Origin of the sequence: uncultured Hyphomicrobium sp. (assembly GCF_902826555.1) — a bacterium.
In the GTDB taxonomy this organism is placed as follows: Bacteria; Pseudomonadota; Alphaproteobacteria; order Rhizobiales; family Hyphomicrobiaceae; genus Hyphomicrobium_C.
Map to the genome: position 1 here is coordinate 1 of NZ_CADEFI010000056.1, position 17,035 is coordinate 17,035.

Genomic DNA, 17,035 nt, shown 5'->3' on the forward strand with positions numbered 1-17,035 from the left:
AAGCCGGCGAGCCGTGCGACGGCCCCGCCCATCTTGATCAGCTTGGCGAGCACCGGCGTCGGGAGCTGCAGCACCTCGTCGAAGCTTCGCGCCACGCCTTCGGTGAAGTCGAGCATGGTGCGAAATCGTCGGCGCACCTCGCCCGAAACGCGCGCGTCGCCTTCGGCCGCAGCGAGACACTGGCGAAGCGCCGCGATGGCCGGATCGATCTCCCGCGTCTTGCGCCCGGCCGCGATACGCCGGACCATCTCGAACACGTCCGCTTCGGCCTCGTAGAAATCCCGACGGTCGCCCAGCACCGACACGCGCCGGATCAGCGACCAGGCGATGAGCTCCCTGAGCGAGTTGGAGACATTGGAACGCGCGAGGCGGAGCCGCTCGGCGATCTCCTCCGCCGAAAGCGGCCGGTCCGAGACATAGAGCAAAGCGTGGATCTGAGAGACCGATCGGTTGACGCCCCAAACCTCTCCCATCTCGCCCCAGGCGACCACGAAGCGCTCGACGGCGGGCGGCAGAGCTACGGTTTTTACTGTAGTTTCTGTCATGACAGAAACAAAAGAACAAAAATCCACCGCCGTCAAGGCAACGACCGGCATCGGGAGACAAGCGCCAGACAATCGGATCGACGAAGGAAAGCCAGGACCGGATCACCGGTTCGCAAAAAATATAGTCGCTCCGGTTCCGAAACGGTGCCCCGCGCCAGGCCGTAGCTCGCCCATCGCACGGCTGCGGGACGCAAGGCTCACGCACCGTAGCCGCGCGGTAGGCAACACACACAAGGAGAAACCATCATGTCCAAGCTTCTGAAGGCTCTCGCCCTCGTTGGCGCCGTCGCTATGGCCGTCCCGGCCTTCGCGAAAAGCACCGTCATGGTCGGCGGTGAAGAGATGTTTCCCACCAAAACCATCGTCGAGAACGCCGTGAAATCGGCCGATCACACCACCCTCGTCACGGCGGTCAAGGCTGCAGGCCTCGTGGATACCCTGTCCGGCAAGGGACCGTTCACGGTATTCGCGCCCGTCAACTCGGCTTTCGCCGCGCTCCCGGCAGGCACGGTCGACACCCTCCTGAAGCCGGAGAATAAAAGCCAGCTCACGGGCGTCCTGACCTATCACGTCGTAGCCGGCCGCGTGACGGCGGACGACCTCAAGTGGTGGATCAAGAAAGGCCATGGCACGGCCGAGCTGAAGACGGTTGCCGGCGGCAAGCTGTGGGCCTCGATGAACGGCCCCAACAACATCGTCTTGAAGGACGAGCACGGCGGCTGGGCCAACATCACGATCTATGACGTGATGCAGTCGAACGGCGTCATTCATGCCATCGACAAGGTGCTGCTGCCCAACTCTTGATACCTGAGAAGCGTGACGACAACGGGCCCGCGCGACATCGCCGGGCCCGTGATCTTGGGCGGAAGGGGACGCGCGGAGAGGAATTGCCCAGTTCTTGGCCGCCAATCGATGAGAGGTGCACAGCTCTGAGGCACGTGATAATGCAATAGGCAGCAGCACCGAGCCTCCACCCTGGATTTGCTGGTATTTTTTGGTACCCCAAGATTGGCCCGGCTCTTGCCATAAGTGAACCATGGAGCAGATCAGGGCCGCCGATTTGAAGCCAGCCTTTGACGAAATGAATGGCTTGGGAGAGGGTGTCCGCGAACCCTATGCCGCCGTATCCGAATGGCTCAAGTCCCTGCGTGTCGAGGACTTGAGGAAGAAGAGCGCCGAGGCCGAACTCTTGTTCCGGCGGACCGGCATCACCTTCAACGTTTACGGCGACGCCGAGGCCTCGGAGCGCCTCATTCCCTTTGACATCATCCCGCGCATCATCGCCGCCTCCGAATGGCGCCGCCTGACGTCCGGTATCGAGCAGCGCGTGAAGGCGCTCAACGCCTTCATGTACGACATCTACCACCGCCAGGAGATCATCAAGGCAGGGCGTATCCCGGCGGAGCTCGTGATCCAGAACAGCGCCTTCGTGCCGGAAATGATCGGTGTCGAGCCCGCGCTCGGCATCTACTCGCACATCATCGGCATCGACCTCGTGCGCACGAGCGAGAACGAATTCTACGTTCTCGAGGACAACACGCGCACGCCGTCCGGCGTCTCCTACATGCTGGAGAACCGGGAAACGATGATGCACATGTTCCCGAACCTGTTCGCCGAGAACCGTGTCGCTCCCGTCGAGACCTACGCCGACAACCTCAGAAAGACACTGGAGAGCGTCGCCCCCGAGAACCTGGACACCGATCCCGTCATCGCCGTGCTGACGCCAGGCATCTACAACAGCGCATATTTCGAGCACGCGTTCCTGGCCGACCAGATGGGCGTGGAGCTCGTCGAGGCACCGGACCTCGTCGTGATGGACGGCTTCCTCAACATGAAGACGACGCAGGGCCTGACCCGTGTCGACGTTCTCTACAGGCGCGTGGACGACACCTTCCTCGACCCGCTCACATTCAATCCCGACTCCGTCCTCGGCGTGCCCGGCCTCTTCGATGTCTATCGCGCCGGCAACGTGACGATCGTCAACGCTCCAGGCGCCGGCATTGCCGACGACAAGGCGATCTATAGCTACATCCCGGAGATCATCGAATTCTACATGGGCCGCCCGCCCATCCTGAAGAATGTCCCAACTTACAATTGCCGGAAACCCGACGCCTTGAAATACGTGCTCGACAACATGGAAGAGCTCGTCGTCAAGGAGGTGCACGGTTCCGGCGGCTACGGCATGCTGGTTGGCCCCGCTTCCACCAAGGAAGAGGTGGACGCCTTCCGCTTGCGCGTGAAGGCGAAGCCCGAGAACTACATCGCACAGCCCACGCTCGCGCTGTCGACCTGCCCGACACTGACCGAGGACGGTATCGCCCCCCGCCATCTCGATCTGAGACCTTTCGTGCTGATTGGCGACGAAGTGCGGCTCGTTCCCGGCGGACTGACGCGCGTGGCGCTGCGCAAGGGCTCGCTCGTCGTCAATTCGAGCCAAGGAGGCGGTACGAAGGACACGTGGGTTCTCCAAGACTGAACCGGCCAAGAACCAAGAACGACAATCGACGGAAACGCCGCAGGGGTCGCACGGAAAAATGCTAGGGCGCACGGCAAACGATCTCTTCTGGCTCTCCCGCTACATCGAGCGCGCCGAGAACATGGCGCGGCTTATCGAAGCCGGCTATCGCATCGCGCTTCTGCCGCGCGTCGGCGGCGACGACGGCAAGCAGGAATGGGCCTCCACCCTCGAAAGCGCCGGCTGCGCCGCCCAATACAATGCCAAGTACGGCGAGATCGACACCCGCAACGTGGTCGACTTCCTGCTCTTCGACATCTCCAATCCGTCGAGCATCCACGCCTGCCTCGCAACCGCCCGGCGCAACGCTCGCGCCCAGCGCACGGGTTTGACGCGCGAGATGTGGGAATCGCTCAACGGCTCCTGGCTCGAGTTCCAGTCCATTCGCCCGGACACGCTGCGCCCCGACGCCCTTCCGCGCATTCTCGATTGGATCAAGGAGCGCTCGGCTGCGTACCGCGGCGCGCTTCTCAACACCATCCTGCGCAACGACACGTACTATTTCAGCCAGCTCGGCACGTTTCTCGAGCGCGCCGACAACACCGCGCGCATCCTGGACGTGAAGTATTACGTGCTGCTCCCTTCGACCAACATGATCGGCAGCGGCGTCGACAATGCACAGTGGGAATCCATCCTGAGATCGGTCTCCGCCCACAGGAGCTATCGCTGGGTCTATAAGGACAGCTACAGGTCCTGGCGCATCGCCGACTACCTCATCCTCAATCGCGCTATGCCACGCTCGCTCAGCGCCTGTTACGGCGAGATCGACGCCGCGCTCGACGGGCTCTCCGCCCTCTATGGCGAGCAGAAGCCGTGCCTCGACACGGCCAAATCGACCCTTTCCCTGCTCAAGAAAGGTGACATCGACACCATCTTCCAATCCGGGCTCCATGAGTTCCTGCTCGAGTTCATCGCGCGCAACAACCGCGTCGGACAGGAAATCTCCGAGGCCTACCACTTCAATTCTTGAGGGGCGGATGCTGATCGAGATTCGCCATATCACGACCTATAAATACGAGACGCCGGCGCGTTACTCGATCCGAAGCCTGCGCCTGACGCCGCCTTCGTTCGACGGTCAGGACGTCATCACCTGGAACATCGCCGCACCCGGGTTCGACGACCACATCGAGCACCGCGACGGCTTCGGAAATCTCGTCCAGCTCACCGCCGTCAGTGGCCCTCACGAGGGGGTCACCATCGAAGCCTCGGGCTTGGTCGAGACGGAGGACCGCAGCGGTATCGTGCGCGGCCTGACCGAGGTTGCTCCCCGGCGCGTCTTCCTGCGCGAGACCGACAAAACGACGCCCGATAAGGGGATCCGGGAGCTTGCCCGCAGCGTCAGCAACGGCAAGGTTCCGAAGGATGTGCTCGACTGCATGCACGCCTTGATGCGTGCCGTGTCCGATGCCGTCGAGTACGAGATCGGCGCCACCCATGAGCACACCAGCGCCGCCGAGGCCCTGACCGCCGGCAAAGGCGTCTGCCAGGATCACGCTCACATTTTCATCTCGGCGGCCCGCGTAATCGGCATCCCTGCCCGTTACGTTAACGGCTACTTCCTCTCGGGCACCATCGCCCCTTCCGAAGCCCATCATGCCTGGGCCGAAGCCTGGATCGACGGCCTCGGCTGGGTGGGTTTCGACCCCGCCAACGGCATGTGCCCCACCGATCGCTACGTCCGCCTGGCTTGCGGATTCGATGCCGCGTCCGCCGCCCCCATAAGAGGTACGCAGAGGGGTGGCGCCAACGAAGCCCTTGACGTCAAGGTCGAAGTTGAGCAGCAAGGCGGTCAGCAACAACAGCAGCAATAGTTCGGCTGCCCAATAACAAGAAGGACGCTCGCGATGACCTATTGCGTCGCGATGAGGCTGGATCGCGGCCTTGTCTTCGCTGCCGACACGCGCACCAACGCGGGTGTCGACAACGTGGCCCAGTATCGCAAGCTCCATTTCTGGCGTCAGCCGGGCGACCGGGTGATCGTGCTCCTGTCGGCTGGCAATCTCGCTGTCACACAATCCGTCGTCAGCAATTTGAACGAGCAACTCGCGACGCCGGAGCCGGCAGGCGCCACACTTTTCACCGTACCGTCGATGTTTCGCGCCGCACGTCTCGTCGGCGATGCCGTGCGCGAGGTGCGCCGCATAGACGGTGCAGCGCTCGAGATGAGCAAGGCGGGCTTCGCCGCGTCGTTCATTCTCGGCGGCCAGATCGGCACCGAACGTCCCCGCCTCTACCAGATCTACGCCGAAGGTAACTTCATCGAGGCGACCGACGACACCCCGTTCCTGCAGATCGGCGAGCACAAGTACGGCAAGCCCATCCTTGACCGCGTCGCTCGCCCGGAGATGAGCCTGGGCGAAGCGGCCAAGCTCATTCTGCTCTCGTTCGACTCCACGTTACGCTCGAACCTTTCGGTCGGCATGCCGATCGATATTCTTCTCTACGAACGCGACAGCCTCGATGTCCGCCGGGAGAAGCGCATTTTCCAGGACGACGAATATTTCAAGAAGCTCTCCGGTGCCTGGTCCGACGCGCTCCGCTCGGCATTCCGCAACATCGAGGAATTCAAGATCTAGACCATGATCGCTTCGCACCCGCACCGAGCAATTGGGTCGGGCACGTGTTGCAATCGGTCAGTTCTGCACCGAGTCGGCGCAGGCTATCGCACGCACCGGCAAAACCCGGCCAATGCGCAAGAGCGCCGTCGAGACAGGCGAATGTTCTCGCCAGCATCAGCGACGAGGCAAACAGCGCCCCCGCGCTGAGCCCCCCGTTGAGGACGAGCATCGCACCTAGACCGACGCCAGCCGACTGCAACATCAATCGCGCGCCTTTTCCCAGCGCTTGCGCCGAAATCAGGGTGACGGCAGCAAGGTACGTCATCTCCGCGTAGGAGCGCGACAGGGCACGCCAGCGAGGCACGAGATCAGCTTCGCAGAGCGGTCGAGGCACGCGCGAGCCCGACACGCGAAACGCCCGCGCCAGCGCATAGCGACTGGCACGCACATGAAGGATATCCGACCAGCCATCGCGCTCGTGCACCGCCGATAGGAGTGCGAGCGCCGCAAGCAGAAGTGTTCCCGCAAACCCGAAAAGGCCGAGCGCGGGATGCACGAGGAATAGCGCGAGAAGAAATACCGGCAGCCAAGTTACATCGAGCACGGCGCCAAGTCCGACTCCCGTCAGGAAGTTGCGGACCCGCTCCACGTCATCGAGCAGACCCGATCCCCAGTCGGTTTCCTCGCGCTCGAACGCTTTGAGCAACTGACCGTCGAGGCGCTCCACGAGACCAAGCCCCGCCCGGCAGATCAATCGGGCCCGTAAGTGGTCGAGCACCGAGAACGACATGTGGAGCACGCAAGCCAGCGCCGTCAGTCCCGCGAGCGCCACCGCGCTTCCCGTCGGCAGCGCGTAGTCGTAGACCGCGATCATGTAGAGCGAAGCCGAGAGCTGGAGCACCGTGAGAAGCCCGGATATGGCCAGCACGTGACCGATGAGCCGCCCCCCAATCGCTCGGATCAGAGCCAAGACCGGCGATAACGAGCAAGTCACCGAAGTTGCAGCGCCATTTGCAAGGCGCTCGACGAATACCATGCCACACCTAATACGTGCACTAAAGATATAATACACGTAAAAAGATATACGTATGATTGCTAAGAAATGTTCATCAGAACAAGATTCTCATAAGCGTTGCCCTAAGCTCATCTTGCGAAAATCGCCGGCTCACCCCCGAATAGGGAAACACAAAAAACGGCTTCGGCGGCCGCCCGCGGCCGCAACGGAAGCTCCAGACCGGCGCCAGGGAGGGCACGGCGACATGACAGACCCGATCGATCTGGGGGCTTTCCTCGATCGCTGGGCGCAAGGAAGCTCCTCGAGAGCCGATGTCGCCATTACCGTTGTCCGCCTGTCCGAAGCCTGTTGCCGCATCGGCAGCCTCGTGAACCTTGGACCGCTGGCCGGAGCTCTCGGCAGCGAAACCGGCCGTCAGAGCGGTGCCGATCCGCAAAAGGAAGTCGACGTCCGCGCCAACGACCTCATCGTCGCTGCGCTCAAGGATGCGCCCGTTGCCACGCTGGGTTCGGAGGAGCTTGAGTGGGCGCTGCCGATCAACCCCGGTGCCCCGCTAGCCGTCGCCGTCGATCCCATCGACGGCTCATCCAACATCGACGCCAACATGTCGGTGGGAACCATCTTCACCGTATTGCCCGCCCGCGCCAACGGCGCCGACACATCGAGCTTTCTGCAATCGGGCGCGGCTCAGCTCGCTGCCGGATTTGCGGTCTACGGACCTTACACGTCGCTGATTTTGACGGTCGGCACCGGCACCCATGTGTTCACGCTGCAGCGCACGACCGGGCAGTTCGTCCTCACGTCGGCCGAGGTCGAGATTCCTGCGGCCACACGCGAGTACGCCATCAATGCTTCCAACTACCGCCACTGGGACGATTCCATACGCACCTACGTGGATGATTGCCTGCGCGGATTCGAAGGGCCGCGCGGCAAGAATTTCAACATGCGCTGGACGGCCTCTCCGGTCGCAGACATCTACCGCCTTCTTAACCGCGGTGGCATTTTCCTCTATCCCGGCGATCTCCGAGAAAACTACACCAAGGGCCGCCTCCGCCTCGTCTACGAAGCCAATCCGCTGGCGTGGATCATCGAGCAGGCGGGCGGCGCGGCAACAAACGGAACCGAGCGCATTCTCGACCTCGAGCCGACATCTCTTCACCAACGCACGCCTTTCATGGGCGGCTCGAAGACGGAGGTGGAGTATCTTGTGCGCCTCCACCAGGACCCGCACGGCGCCGGCGAGCGCTCACCGTTGTTCGGGCGCCGGGGACTGTTCAGGACCTGACCGGAAGAGCCGCCGCCCACCATCGAGTTGCATCCACCCACGCAAGGCCATCAAGAAAAAAATGTCCGCCAAACATCCCATCATTTCAGTGACCGGCTCCTCCGGCGCAGGCACCACCAGCGTGCAGCGCACGTTCGAGCAGATTTTCCGGCGCGAGAAGATTTCGGCGGTTTTCATCGAGGGCGACGCCTTTCATCGCTACAACCGCGATGAAATGACAGCGGCCATGAAAGAAGCGGCGGCCCAGGGAAACCCCAACCTCAGCCACTTCGGCGAGGACGCCAATCTGCTCGAGGAGCTTGAGCTGCTCTTCAAGTCCTATGGCGAGATCGGCACCGGCCGCGCCCGCCATTACGTCCACGATCATGCCGACGCCGAGCTCTACAATGCCCCGCCCGGCACCTTTACGGCCTGGGAGGAGGTGCCATACGGCACCGACCTCATGATCTACGAGGGCCTTCACGGCGCTGCGATCACCAAGAAGGTCAATATCGCGCGCCACGCCGACCTGCGCATCGGCGTCGTGCCGGTGATCAATCTCGAATGGATTCAGAAGATCCACCGGGACAAGGAGACGCGCGGCTACTCCCCGGAAGCGATCACGGACGTCATCCTGCACCGCATGCCGGAGTACGTGAAATACATCTGCCCGCAGTTCACCGAGACCGACATCAACTTCCAGCGCATCCCGACCGTCGACACGTCCAATCCGTTCGTCGCGCGCTGGATTCCGACACCGGACGAATCGATGGTCGTCATCCGCTTCAAGAATCCGCGCGGCATCGACTTCTCCTACCTGCTGTCCATGATCAAGGGCAGCTTCATGTCCCGCGCCAACTCGATCGTCATCCCGGGCGGCAGCCTGGACCTTGCCATGCAGCTGATCCTCACGCCGATGATCCTGCAGCTCATCGAGCGCAAACGCCGCACCTTCTTCTGAACGGGCACCGTGGTCCGTTTTCCGATGAGGCGACACGTCTGCTTGTCGCGCGTGTGCGCCGGACCCTAAAACATCGCATCGCTTTGTAACGAAGCCGCTCGCTGAGCGGTATGACCCCGGGGGCGGAAAGCTGTGTCGATGATCGAGCGCGTGGTGAAGGAAATTGCCGACGAGATGCGGCAACGGCCCGACCGCGGCGAGGTCGCGAGCTATATCCCCGAGCTTGCGCGCGTCGACCCGGGCGCATTCGGCCTGGCGGTGATCGATGCCGAGGGCAACGTCGCTGCCGCGGGCGACGCCGACGTGCCATTCTCCATCCAAAGCATCTCGAAGGTCTTCACGCTCACCCTCGCCCTCGGCAAAGCCGGCGACCGGCTATGGCGCCGTGTCGGCCGCGAGCCGTCCGGCAGCGCGTTCAACTCCATCGTCCAGCTCGAGCACGAGCGCGGCATCCCACGCAATCCCTTCATCAATGCCGGCGCCATCGCCGTGACCGACCTCATTCTGTCCGGGCATCAGCCGCGCGAAGCCCTGGGCGAGATCCTGCGCTTCATGCAGTTCCTGTCTGACGATGCCAACATCACCATCGACCGGGCGGTGGCCGCATCCGAGCAACGCACGGGCTTCCGCAATGCGGCCCTTGCCAACTACATGAAATCGTTCGGCGTGCTGGAAAACCCGGTGGAGTTCACGCTCGGCGTCTATTTTCACCACTGCGCCATCGCCATGACCTGCAAGCAGCTGGCAATGGCAGGGCGTTTCCTCGCCCATTCGGGCATCAATCCGGCGACCGGCGCGCTGGTCGTGCATCCGGATCGAGCCAAGCGCATCAACGCAGTCATGCTGACCTGCGGTCACTACGATGGATCGGGCGAGTTTGCTTACCGGGTGGGCCTGCCGGGCAAGAGCGGAGTCGGCGGCGGCATTCTGGCGATCGCCCCCGGAAAGGCTTCGATCGCCGTATGGTCTCCGGGCCTGGATGCGGCCGGCAATTCCCACTTGGGTCGGGTAGCGCTCGAGGCGCTGACGAAACGACTGGGATGGTCGATCTTCGGGGTTTGAAGCGCGCCTTTGGGATACGCGCTTCAAACGTTGCTGTGAGCTGCCATTACTGCTTCCCGACCGGGTCGGTGTCGCGAATGGCCTCTTCGTGATACCAGCTGCCGCCGATGACGGCGCGCCCGGCAACAGCAGCCTGCATCTCATCGAGCGGCTTGACGATCGGCCGGCCGGTGCGCAGAGCAGCGCGTCCGCCGGCAGGGAATTGGTAGATCTTCGCAGTCTCGCGATTAGCAATTGAAGTCATCGTGTCGTCTCTCTCTTCGAAGTTTGGCTGACGCTTGGAAATCATAGCGTCGATTTGGCGTATTTTGCCTGAAGTTCGCACAGATTGCTCGTTAAAAATCATCGATTGCCTAAACTATAGGCATGATTGTTATTGCTTAGTTGGGTAGCATTTTTTGCGGCGGCGAGATCTTCTTTCTGCCCTCTCACTGATCACTCAACTCGCAAAGCGCGTGTTTTGTTCGCTAGCAAACAACGCTCTTTCCTTTGGGGAACACGATAGGCGGATGAAGTTCGGCGGATCGCAGACAGATGATCGCCGTCTCCGCACCGGGATCTGGGCCTGGTGCGTCCGCCTCGGCGACTTGAACGCCATCCCGATCAGCGAATCCAACACGGACCCTTGAGCCTTGGCCGTCGGTGGCAAGGCTTCGAACTTCGCGATTCAACCGAGGAGCAATCGATGACGAAGTATAAGCTCGAATACATCTGGCTCGACGGCTATACGCCCGTCCCCAACCTGCGCGGCAAGACGCAGATCAAGGAGTTCAGCGCATTCCCTGATCTCGCTGATCTCCCGCTCTGGGGCTTCGACGGCAGCTCGACAAAGCAGGCCGAGGGCCACAGCTCCGACTGCGTGTTGAAGCCGGTTGCCCACTATCCCGACCCCGCCCGTACCAACGGCGTGCTCGTCATGTGCGAAGTCATGATGCCCGACGGCGTCACGCCGCATAGCACGAACAAGCGCGCCACCATTCTCGACGACGCAGGCGCCTGGTTCGGCTTCGAGCAGGAGTACTTCTTCTACAAGGACGGCCGCCCGCTCGGCTTCCCCGCAGCCGGCTATCCGGCCCCGCAGGGCGAATACTACACCGGCGTCGGCTACAAGAACGTCGGCGACGTCGCGCGCGCGATCGTCGAGGAGCACCTCGACCTCTGCCTCGCGGCCGGCATCAACCACGAAGGCATCAACGCCGAGGTGGCCAAGGGTCAGTGGGAATTCCAGATCTTCGGCAAGGGCTCCAAGAAGGCCGCCGACGAGATGTGGATGGCGCGCTACCTGCTCCTCCGTCTCACGGAGAAGTACGGCATCGATATCGAGTTCCACTGCAAGCCGCTGGGCGACACCGACTGGAACGGCTCCGGCATGCACGCCAACTTCTCGACCGAGTATCTGCGCACGGTCGGCGGCAAGCCGTACTTCGAGGCGCTGATGGCCCAGTTTGACAAGAACCTGATGGACCACATCAACGTCTACGGTCCGGACAACGATAAGCGCCTGACCGGCAAGCACGAGACGGCGCCGTGGAACAAGTTCAGCTACGGCGTTGCCGACCGCGGCGCTTCGATCCGCGTCCCGCACTCGTTCGTCAAGAACGGCTACAAGGGCTACCTCGAGGATCGCCGTCCGAACTCGCAGGGCGACCCCTACCAGATCGCATCCCAGATCCTGAAGACGATCTCGGAGGTTCCTGCCGCTGCCGCGAAGGCCGCCTAAAGCCTCATCGCACGTAATTGCCCGCCCGAGGATGCTTCCCCAATCGGCATCCTCGGGCGGTTTCTTTTCTGCGGATGAGATGGGGCGGATCGCACCCCCGCCCGCACACCTTCGCCAGGAATTTGGCGCTAGCTGATCCTCCACAAAGGACCGCAGCTAGTCTGCCGCCGCTCCCTCGCCCACCAACGCAAACGGCGCCCAGTAGGACGGATGCGCGACGAGCGGATCGCTCGAGTCGGCCAGCTTCAGCATCGAGCGCCGCATCGCTTCGGCACGACTGAGCTTGTGGTCCTTGGCGATCGCGTCGAGCGCACTCGTCACAAGCTCGACCGCGGCGCGTTCGCGCACGCGCCAATGGGAAACGAGGAGCGCGTGCGCCCCTGCATAGAAAAACGCCCGCGCAAGCCCTGAGAGCGCTTCCGCGTTGGCGGCGCCGCCCGCCGCCGTATTGCAGGCGGACAGGATGACCCAGTCCGCGTTGAGCTTGAGCGCGGCAACCTCCGAAGCCGACAAATAGCCGTCATCGGCATCGGAGCCCTTGGCCGGTGGCGTCAACACGAGCCCGGGCTCCGCCGTCGCATTGAGCTCGCCCCCGACCACGCCATGCGTCGCGAAATTGACGACCGAGTAGGATGCAAGCGCACCTGACGCATCGAGCGCCTTGATCCGGCTCTCGGTGGCGTTCTTGGCCAGGAAGACATCCGCCTCATCGGCGCCAACGTCCTTCGCCACATCGCAAACCAGATCCGCCGTCTGCGGCACCGGCTTGAGCCGTCGGAGCATTTCGACGTCCACTCCGTCCTGCGCTCGGGCCTGACCATCGCCAACGCCCATGAAATTATCCGAGAGCGGCGAGACGACACGCAGTTTGGCAACCGTCGCGCAATCGGTCATGAGCGCGGCAAGCGACGCCGCCGCCTTGTCGTCGGACTTGCCGTTGCCGCTCAACACCGGATTTGCGAACGCGAGGTAAGGCTTGCGCTCGCCGGCACCCGCATACTTGCGGTCGCGCAGCGCCTTGAGGCTCGCGACCGACGGCAGCACGGTGATGGCATGCTTGCGCGCAAGCCAGGCAGTCTTACTGCCTACCCCGCTTGCGTCGGTCACGAGCACCTGGAGCGGGAGCTGCTGCAACGCCCCGGAGGCGACCACAAAAAGCTCCTTCCCCTCGATCAGGTCTTGCACGCCCGCGAACAGAGCCTTGTAGAGCGCATGCGCACGCGTCGTGTCGAACGGCGCTGGCGCGTCAGGTCGGGAGGCAGAGCGATCGCATTTTTCTCCCTTCTCGGTTCCGACGGAGAGCAGATCGAGACCGCACCTTAACGCCGCGACTTCCAGCGCAAGCGCGTCGGTTCCGAGTTCCGACTTGACCCACCTCATGTCCGACTTCGTCACGACCCAGATGAACGTCTCCTCCGGAACCGGCTTTGAGTCCTTGGTGTCGAGGAGCAGAACCAATGCCTCGCCGTCGTGCAACAAGGCCTGCACCTCCGTCACCGTGCTCGGCACGGGCTGCGCGAGCGTCGCATAATCGGGAAATTCCTTCGCTAGGCGGCTATCGATTTGCACCAAGGCCTTGTCGATCGCCGCCAACCGATCGGCCAAAGCCTTCTCGACCTCCGGCTTCCGTTGCTCCGGCGGCACGGACCTGGAGGAGATCAATCGCGTCTCTTTGGCTTGCCACTCGCTGACGAGATCCTGGCGCTGCCGGACGAGCTTGGCCAACGGTCCCTCGCCGTGCACAGAACGCACCGACATTTGCGCAACGGCCGTAGCCGCCTTGGAGCCTTGCGCCCATTGCGACGTCTCGAAGGCCTCGTGGGCAGTCTCGTCGCTCGGCTCACCGCTTGCGCCGGGAAGACGAAAGCTCGCCTTCACCAGACGCCCGAACATCGAATACGTCAGCTCCGCCTCGCGATCGCCCGTCGTCGACAAACTGGTTTCTGCCGCCCGCCGGGCGCTGCGTTTGATGACGATCGCCGCGCTTTTCTGGAGGTATTCTTTGGCTTTGACCCAATCGCTCTTGGTCATGTAAAGCTGCCCAATGTTATCGAACAGTACGGCGACACTGGGGTGCTCTTGTCCGTGCACATCGCTGATGATCTTGAGGGCGCGCATGAATAGCGGCTCGGCTTCCGCGATCCGCCCGGACCGCATCAGAAGGAACGCCAGATTGTTCAGCGCATAAACGAGTTCCGGATGCGATTTTCCGAGCGCCTTTTCATGGATGGCGAGAGCCCGCCTGAAAAAGGGCTCCGCTTCCGACGAGCGCCCGATCTCTTTATAGACCAACGCCAGATTATCCAAGCTGCTGGCAACCGTCGGATGATCGGGACCGAGGGCCTTTTCGTTGATCCTGAGAGCGCGTTCGAAGAGCGGCGCCGCTTCGTTGAATCGGCGCTGGTTGAGAAAGTTCGACGCCAGATTGTTTAGGGTAATGGCCACCTTCGGATGGTCAGGGCCATAGACGCGCTCCCGAATGGCAAGGGTGCGTGCACCAAGTGCATCAGACTGCTCGTAGCTTCCCCGGTGCCCGTAGAGCGATGCAAGATTGCCGAGCATGCTGGCCAGCGTGGGATCGTCCGGCCCTCGCTCCTGTTCGATCATCGCCACCGCGCGTTTGAACAGGACCTCGGCTTCGCTATAGCGCGCCTGCCGGTAGTAAACGAGCGCGAGGTTGTTGTAGTCCGTCGCCAGGTCCGTGTCGGCACCCTCTTTTTCTCCCATGGTAATCAAACGTTTGTATTGCTCTTCCGCCTCTTGCAGGCGCCCCATGAGGTCGAACAGGAGACCGATCTCCCCAAGTGAGACCGCGATGTCGCGATGACCTGCCGGGAGCACCTTCTTTCGCAGAGCCAGAGAGCGTTCGAGCGCATCCTCCGCCTCGGAATAGCGGCCCGTTTCCCGGTAAAGCTTTCCCACTTTCAGCAGAACCTCGGCGATCGCCGCGTCGTCTTTGGCGGACGACTTCGAACGTATGGCAAGGCTGCGTGTATAAAGATGCTCCGCGTCCTCATACCGCGCCGAAGCAGTATAGGAATCCGCGAGCTTCAGCAGCGTGTCCGCGACAGCACTGTCCTTGGGCCCGAACTTTTTCTCTACGAACGCCAGCGACCGCTTGTAGAGAGCTTGCGCCTCCGCCTCCCGATGTTGATCGGCATACGCATCGGCCAATCGATCGACGGCCACATCCGTGTCTTCGTGATCGGGGCCCAGCGCCGCCTCACGGATCTTGAGCACACGCAGCAACAGCGGTTCCGCATCCGCTGGCCTCCGCTGGTCGGAATAAAGATCTGCCAGACGGATTAAGCTCTCCGTCACGCCCACATCATCGGCTCCACTGAGTTTTTCCTGGATGGAAATCGAGCGCTTGAACGCGGCCTCTGCCTGATCGAAACGCCGTTCGGCCGTGTGGATGGAGCCGAGCCAATCGATAGCGATTGCGTAGTGGTCGCTTTCCTCCCCGTCCGACTTGCGGGCAAGCTCGGCATATCGCTCGGCAGCCAGCAGAGCCTCGGGGTACTTTTTCGCGTCGTAAAGCTGACCGACCTTCTCGTTTAGCTCGTCGAGCATATCCGCCCGGGCGGGTAGAGACGCCACTCCGACCAGCGCGAAAGTAAGCAGCAGCAAGATTGCGCGACACCGCATCTCCGCCCCCGAAATATGAACTAAAAATGATCAATATCGACGAGCATCCGCACGGAGGCAAGCTGCGTGCGGCGTTTCCCGCACCGCATCTTCCGCGTTTTCCCACCTCGGCCCTTGCCGGGCGGCACTGCGCCGTGTAGGGCAGAGGCACGAAAACCCGAACGGAGGCGGAGACCGATGCCCCGGCCGCTCATCATCGCGCCATCGATCCTGTCAGCGGATTTCTCCAAGCTCGGCGCGGAGGTTACTGCCGTCGACACGGCAGGCGCGGACTGGATCCATCTCGACGTCATGGACGGTCACTTCGTCCCTAACATCACCTTCGGTCCACCTGTCATTAGCGCCATTCGCTCGAGTTCGAAGAAGACCTTCGACTGCCACCTCATGATCGCGCCCGCCGACTGCTACCTGGACGCCTTCGCCAAGGCCGGGGCCGAGATCATTACGGTGCACGCCGAGGCGGGCCCCCATCTCGACCGCTCGCTGCAGGCCATCCGGGCGCTCGGCTGCCGCGCCGGCGTCTCCCTCAATCCGGGCACGCACGAGAGCGCCATCGAGCACGTGCTCGACCGCCTCGACCTCATCCTCCTGATGACGGTCAATCCCGGTTTCGGCGGTCAGGCCTTCATCCCGGCGCAGCTCGAGAAGATCCGCCGCGTGCGGTCCATGATCGGTGATCGCCCCATCGACCTCGAGGTCGACGGCGGCGTGACGCCGGAGACGGCCGCTCTGGTTGCGGAAGCGGGTGCCAACGTGCTCGTCGCCGGATCGGCGGTATTCAAGGGCGGCAACAAGGAAAGCTACGCCGCCAACATTAAAGCCATCCGCACCGCTGCTGAAAAGGCCCGCGCGCCGAAATCCGCAGCGTAGTCGACCCGAACCGTCGGAATCCGCGAGGTCTCATGTTTCCGCTTTCGCACATGCTGAAGTCGTTCGTCCGTCGCGGCACCTTGAAGGTGATCGACGCCGAAGGTCGCATGCATGTTTTCGGTGGCCGCGAGCCTGGTCCGGACGTCACCATGCGCCTCACCGATCCGACGCTCTACCGCACCCTCTTCACGAATCCGGAGCTGGCCGCGGGTGAAGCCTACATGGACGGCCGCATGAGCTTCGAGAACTCGACGCTACGCGACTTTCTGACCTTGTTCTCGATCAACCGCCTCTCGCTCGGCTCCTACCCGCTGCAAAAGGTGTTGCGCACGGTCTCGCGCGGACTGAAGCGCTTCCAGCAGGCGAACCCGGTCGGCCAAGCGCAGCGCAACGTCGCCCATCACTACGACATCGGCAACGAGTTCTACCGCCTCTTCCTCGACAAGGGCATGCAGTACTCCTGCGCCTACTTCACGAGCGACGAGAACACCCTCGAGGAAGCACAGTTGAACAAGCTGCGCCTCATCGCTTCCAAGCTGGACCTGAAACCCGGCCAGAAGGTGCTCGACATCGGCTGCGGCTGGGGCGACATGGTGCTTTATTTGGCGCGCATGGCCGACATCAAGGCGGTCGGCGTCACGCTCTCGAAGGAGCAGTGCAAGCTCGCCAACGAGAAGGCCAAGGCGCTCGGCCTCGCCGACCGCGTTCGCTTCGAGCTGCGCGACTATCGCGACCTCACCGAGAAATTCGACCGTATCGTCTCGGTCGGCATGTTCGAGCACGTCGGCGTCCACCACTATGGCGAGTTCTTCGCCAAGGTGAACGATCTCCTGACCGACGACGGTGTCATGCTCCTGCATTCCATCGGCCACATGAG

At 62.5% G+C, this 17,035-nt stretch carries 15 protein-coding genes; 11 read left to right on the top strand and 4 right to left on the bottom strand.

The genetic code is table 11. The features are described from left to right. Window positions 1–545 (bottom strand): MarR family transcriptional regulator (locus QZV93_RS16445; RefSeq protein ID WP_295559713.1); only part of this gene is annotated, 545 nt, incomplete at its 3' end. Between the two features lie 246 nt (window positions 546–791). On the opposite strand from QZV93_RS16445, the gene QZV93_RS16450 reads away from it, so the two are divergent. The 5 genes from QZV93_RS16450 (at window position 792) to QZV93_RS16470 (ending at window position 5,636) form a co-directional block, all read left to right on the top strand. After that, the gene (locus QZV93_RS16450) at window positions 792–1,349 is read left to right on the top strand and encodes a fasciclin domain-containing protein (RefSeq protein ID WP_295559714.1); all 558 of its coding nucleotides are present in this window, start codon (window positions 792–794) and stop codon (window positions 1,347–1,349) included. A 232-nt stretch (window positions 1,350–1,581) separates the two neighbouring features. Beyond that, window positions 1,582–3,021, top strand: coding sequence for a circularly permuted type 2 ATP-grasp protein (locus QZV93_RS16455; protein WP_295559715.1), 1,440 nt, complete (start codon window positions 1,582–1,584; stop codon window positions 3,019–3,021). A 58-nt stretch (window positions 3,022–3,079) separates the two neighbouring features. Beyond that, entirely contained in the window at window positions 3,080–4,030 is a 951-nt protein-coding gene (locus tag QZV93_RS16460; RefSeq protein WP_295559716.1) for an alpha-E domain-containing protein, read from the top strand. 7 nt (window positions 4,031–4,037) lie between these two features. Next, the gene (locus QZV93_RS16465) at window positions 4,038–4,871 is read left to right on the top strand and encodes a transglutaminase family protein (protein WP_295559717.1); all 834 of its coding nucleotides are present in this window, start codon (window positions 4,038–4,040) and stop codon (window positions 4,869–4,871) included. A gap of 33 nt (window positions 4,872–4,904) precedes the next feature. Then, entirely contained in the window at window positions 4,905–5,636 is a 732-nt protein-coding gene (locus QZV93_RS16470) for a proteasome-type protease (protein WP_295559718.1), read from the top strand. On the opposite strand, the gene QZV93_RS16475 is transcribed toward QZV93_RS16470, so the two are convergent. Next, complete coding sequence (locus QZV93_RS16475) at window positions 5,626–6,546, bottom strand: hypothetical protein (protein WP_295559719.1); 921 nt, start codon at window positions 6,544–6,546, stop codon at window positions 5,626–5,628. The two genes, QZV93_RS16470 and QZV93_RS16475, sit on opposite strands and share 11 nt — an antisense overlap. A 331-nt stretch (window positions 6,547–6,877) precedes the next feature. Here QZV93_RS16475 and QZV93_RS16480 point away from each other — a divergent pair, with 331 nt between their 5' ends. The 3 genes from QZV93_RS16480 (at window position 6,878) to QZV93_RS16490 (ending at window position 9,920) form a co-directional block, all read left to right on the top strand. Continuing rightward, window positions 6,878–7,918, top strand: a complete 1,041-nt coding sequence (locus tag QZV93_RS16480; RefSeq protein ID WP_295559720.1) for a class 1 fructose-bisphosphatase — start codon at window positions 6,878–6,880, stop codon at window positions 7,916–7,918. A gap of 61 nt (window positions 7,919–7,979) precedes the next feature. Further along, window positions 7,980–8,858, top strand: coding sequence for a phosphoribulokinase (locus QZV93_RS16485; protein WP_295559721.1), 879 nt, complete (start codon window positions 7,980–7,982; stop codon window positions 8,856–8,858). A 132-nt stretch (window positions 8,859–8,990) separates the two neighbouring features. Beyond that, window positions 8,991–9,920, top strand: coding sequence for a glutaminase (locus QZV93_RS16490; RefSeq protein WP_295559722.1), 930 nt, complete (start codon window positions 8,991–8,993; stop codon window positions 9,918–9,920). 46 nt (window positions 9,921–9,966) lie between these two features. On the opposite strand, the gene QZV93_RS16495 is transcribed toward QZV93_RS16490, so the two are convergent. Then, the gene (locus QZV93_RS16495) at window positions 9,967–10,164 is read right to left on the bottom strand and encodes a DUF2735 domain-containing protein (RefSeq protein WP_295559723.1); all 198 of its coding nucleotides are present in this window, start codon (window positions 10,162–10,164) and stop codon (window positions 9,967–9,969) included. A 441-nt stretch (window positions 10,165–10,605) separates the two neighbouring features. On the opposite strand from QZV93_RS16495, the gene QZV93_RS16500 reads away from it, so the two are divergent. Then, window positions 10,606–11,640, top strand: coding sequence for a glutamine synthetase beta-grasp domain-containing protein (locus QZV93_RS16500; RefSeq protein WP_295559724.1), 1,035 nt, complete (start codon window positions 10,606–10,608; stop codon window positions 11,638–11,640). Between the two features lie 156 nt (window positions 11,641–11,796). Here the strand turns inward: QZV93_RS16500 and QZV93_RS16505 are convergent, their stop codons facing one another. After that, window positions 11,797–15,288 carry a CHAT domain-containing protein gene (locus QZV93_RS16505; RefSeq protein WP_295559725.1) on the bottom strand — a complete coding sequence of 1,164 codons (3,492 nt, stop codon included), beginning with the start codon at window positions 15,286–15,288 and terminating at the stop codon, window positions 11,797–11,799. 177 nt (window positions 15,289–15,465) lie between these two features. Here QZV93_RS16505 and rpe point away from each other — a divergent pair, with 177 nt between their 5' ends. Together rpe and QZV93_RS16515 are read left to right on the top strand one after the other, a co-directional pair. After that, a complete protein-coding gene (gene rpe / locus QZV93_RS16510) occupies window positions 15,466–16,158 on the top strand; it encodes a ribulose-phosphate 3-epimerase (RefSeq protein WP_295559726.1) in 693 nt (230 codons plus the stop codon). A gap of 32 nt (window positions 16,159–16,190) precedes the next feature. After that, window positions 16,191–17,035: cyclopropane-fatty-acyl-phospholipid synthase family protein (locus QZV93_RS16515; protein WP_295559727.1), on the top strand; the 845-nt coding region annotated here is incomplete at its 3' end.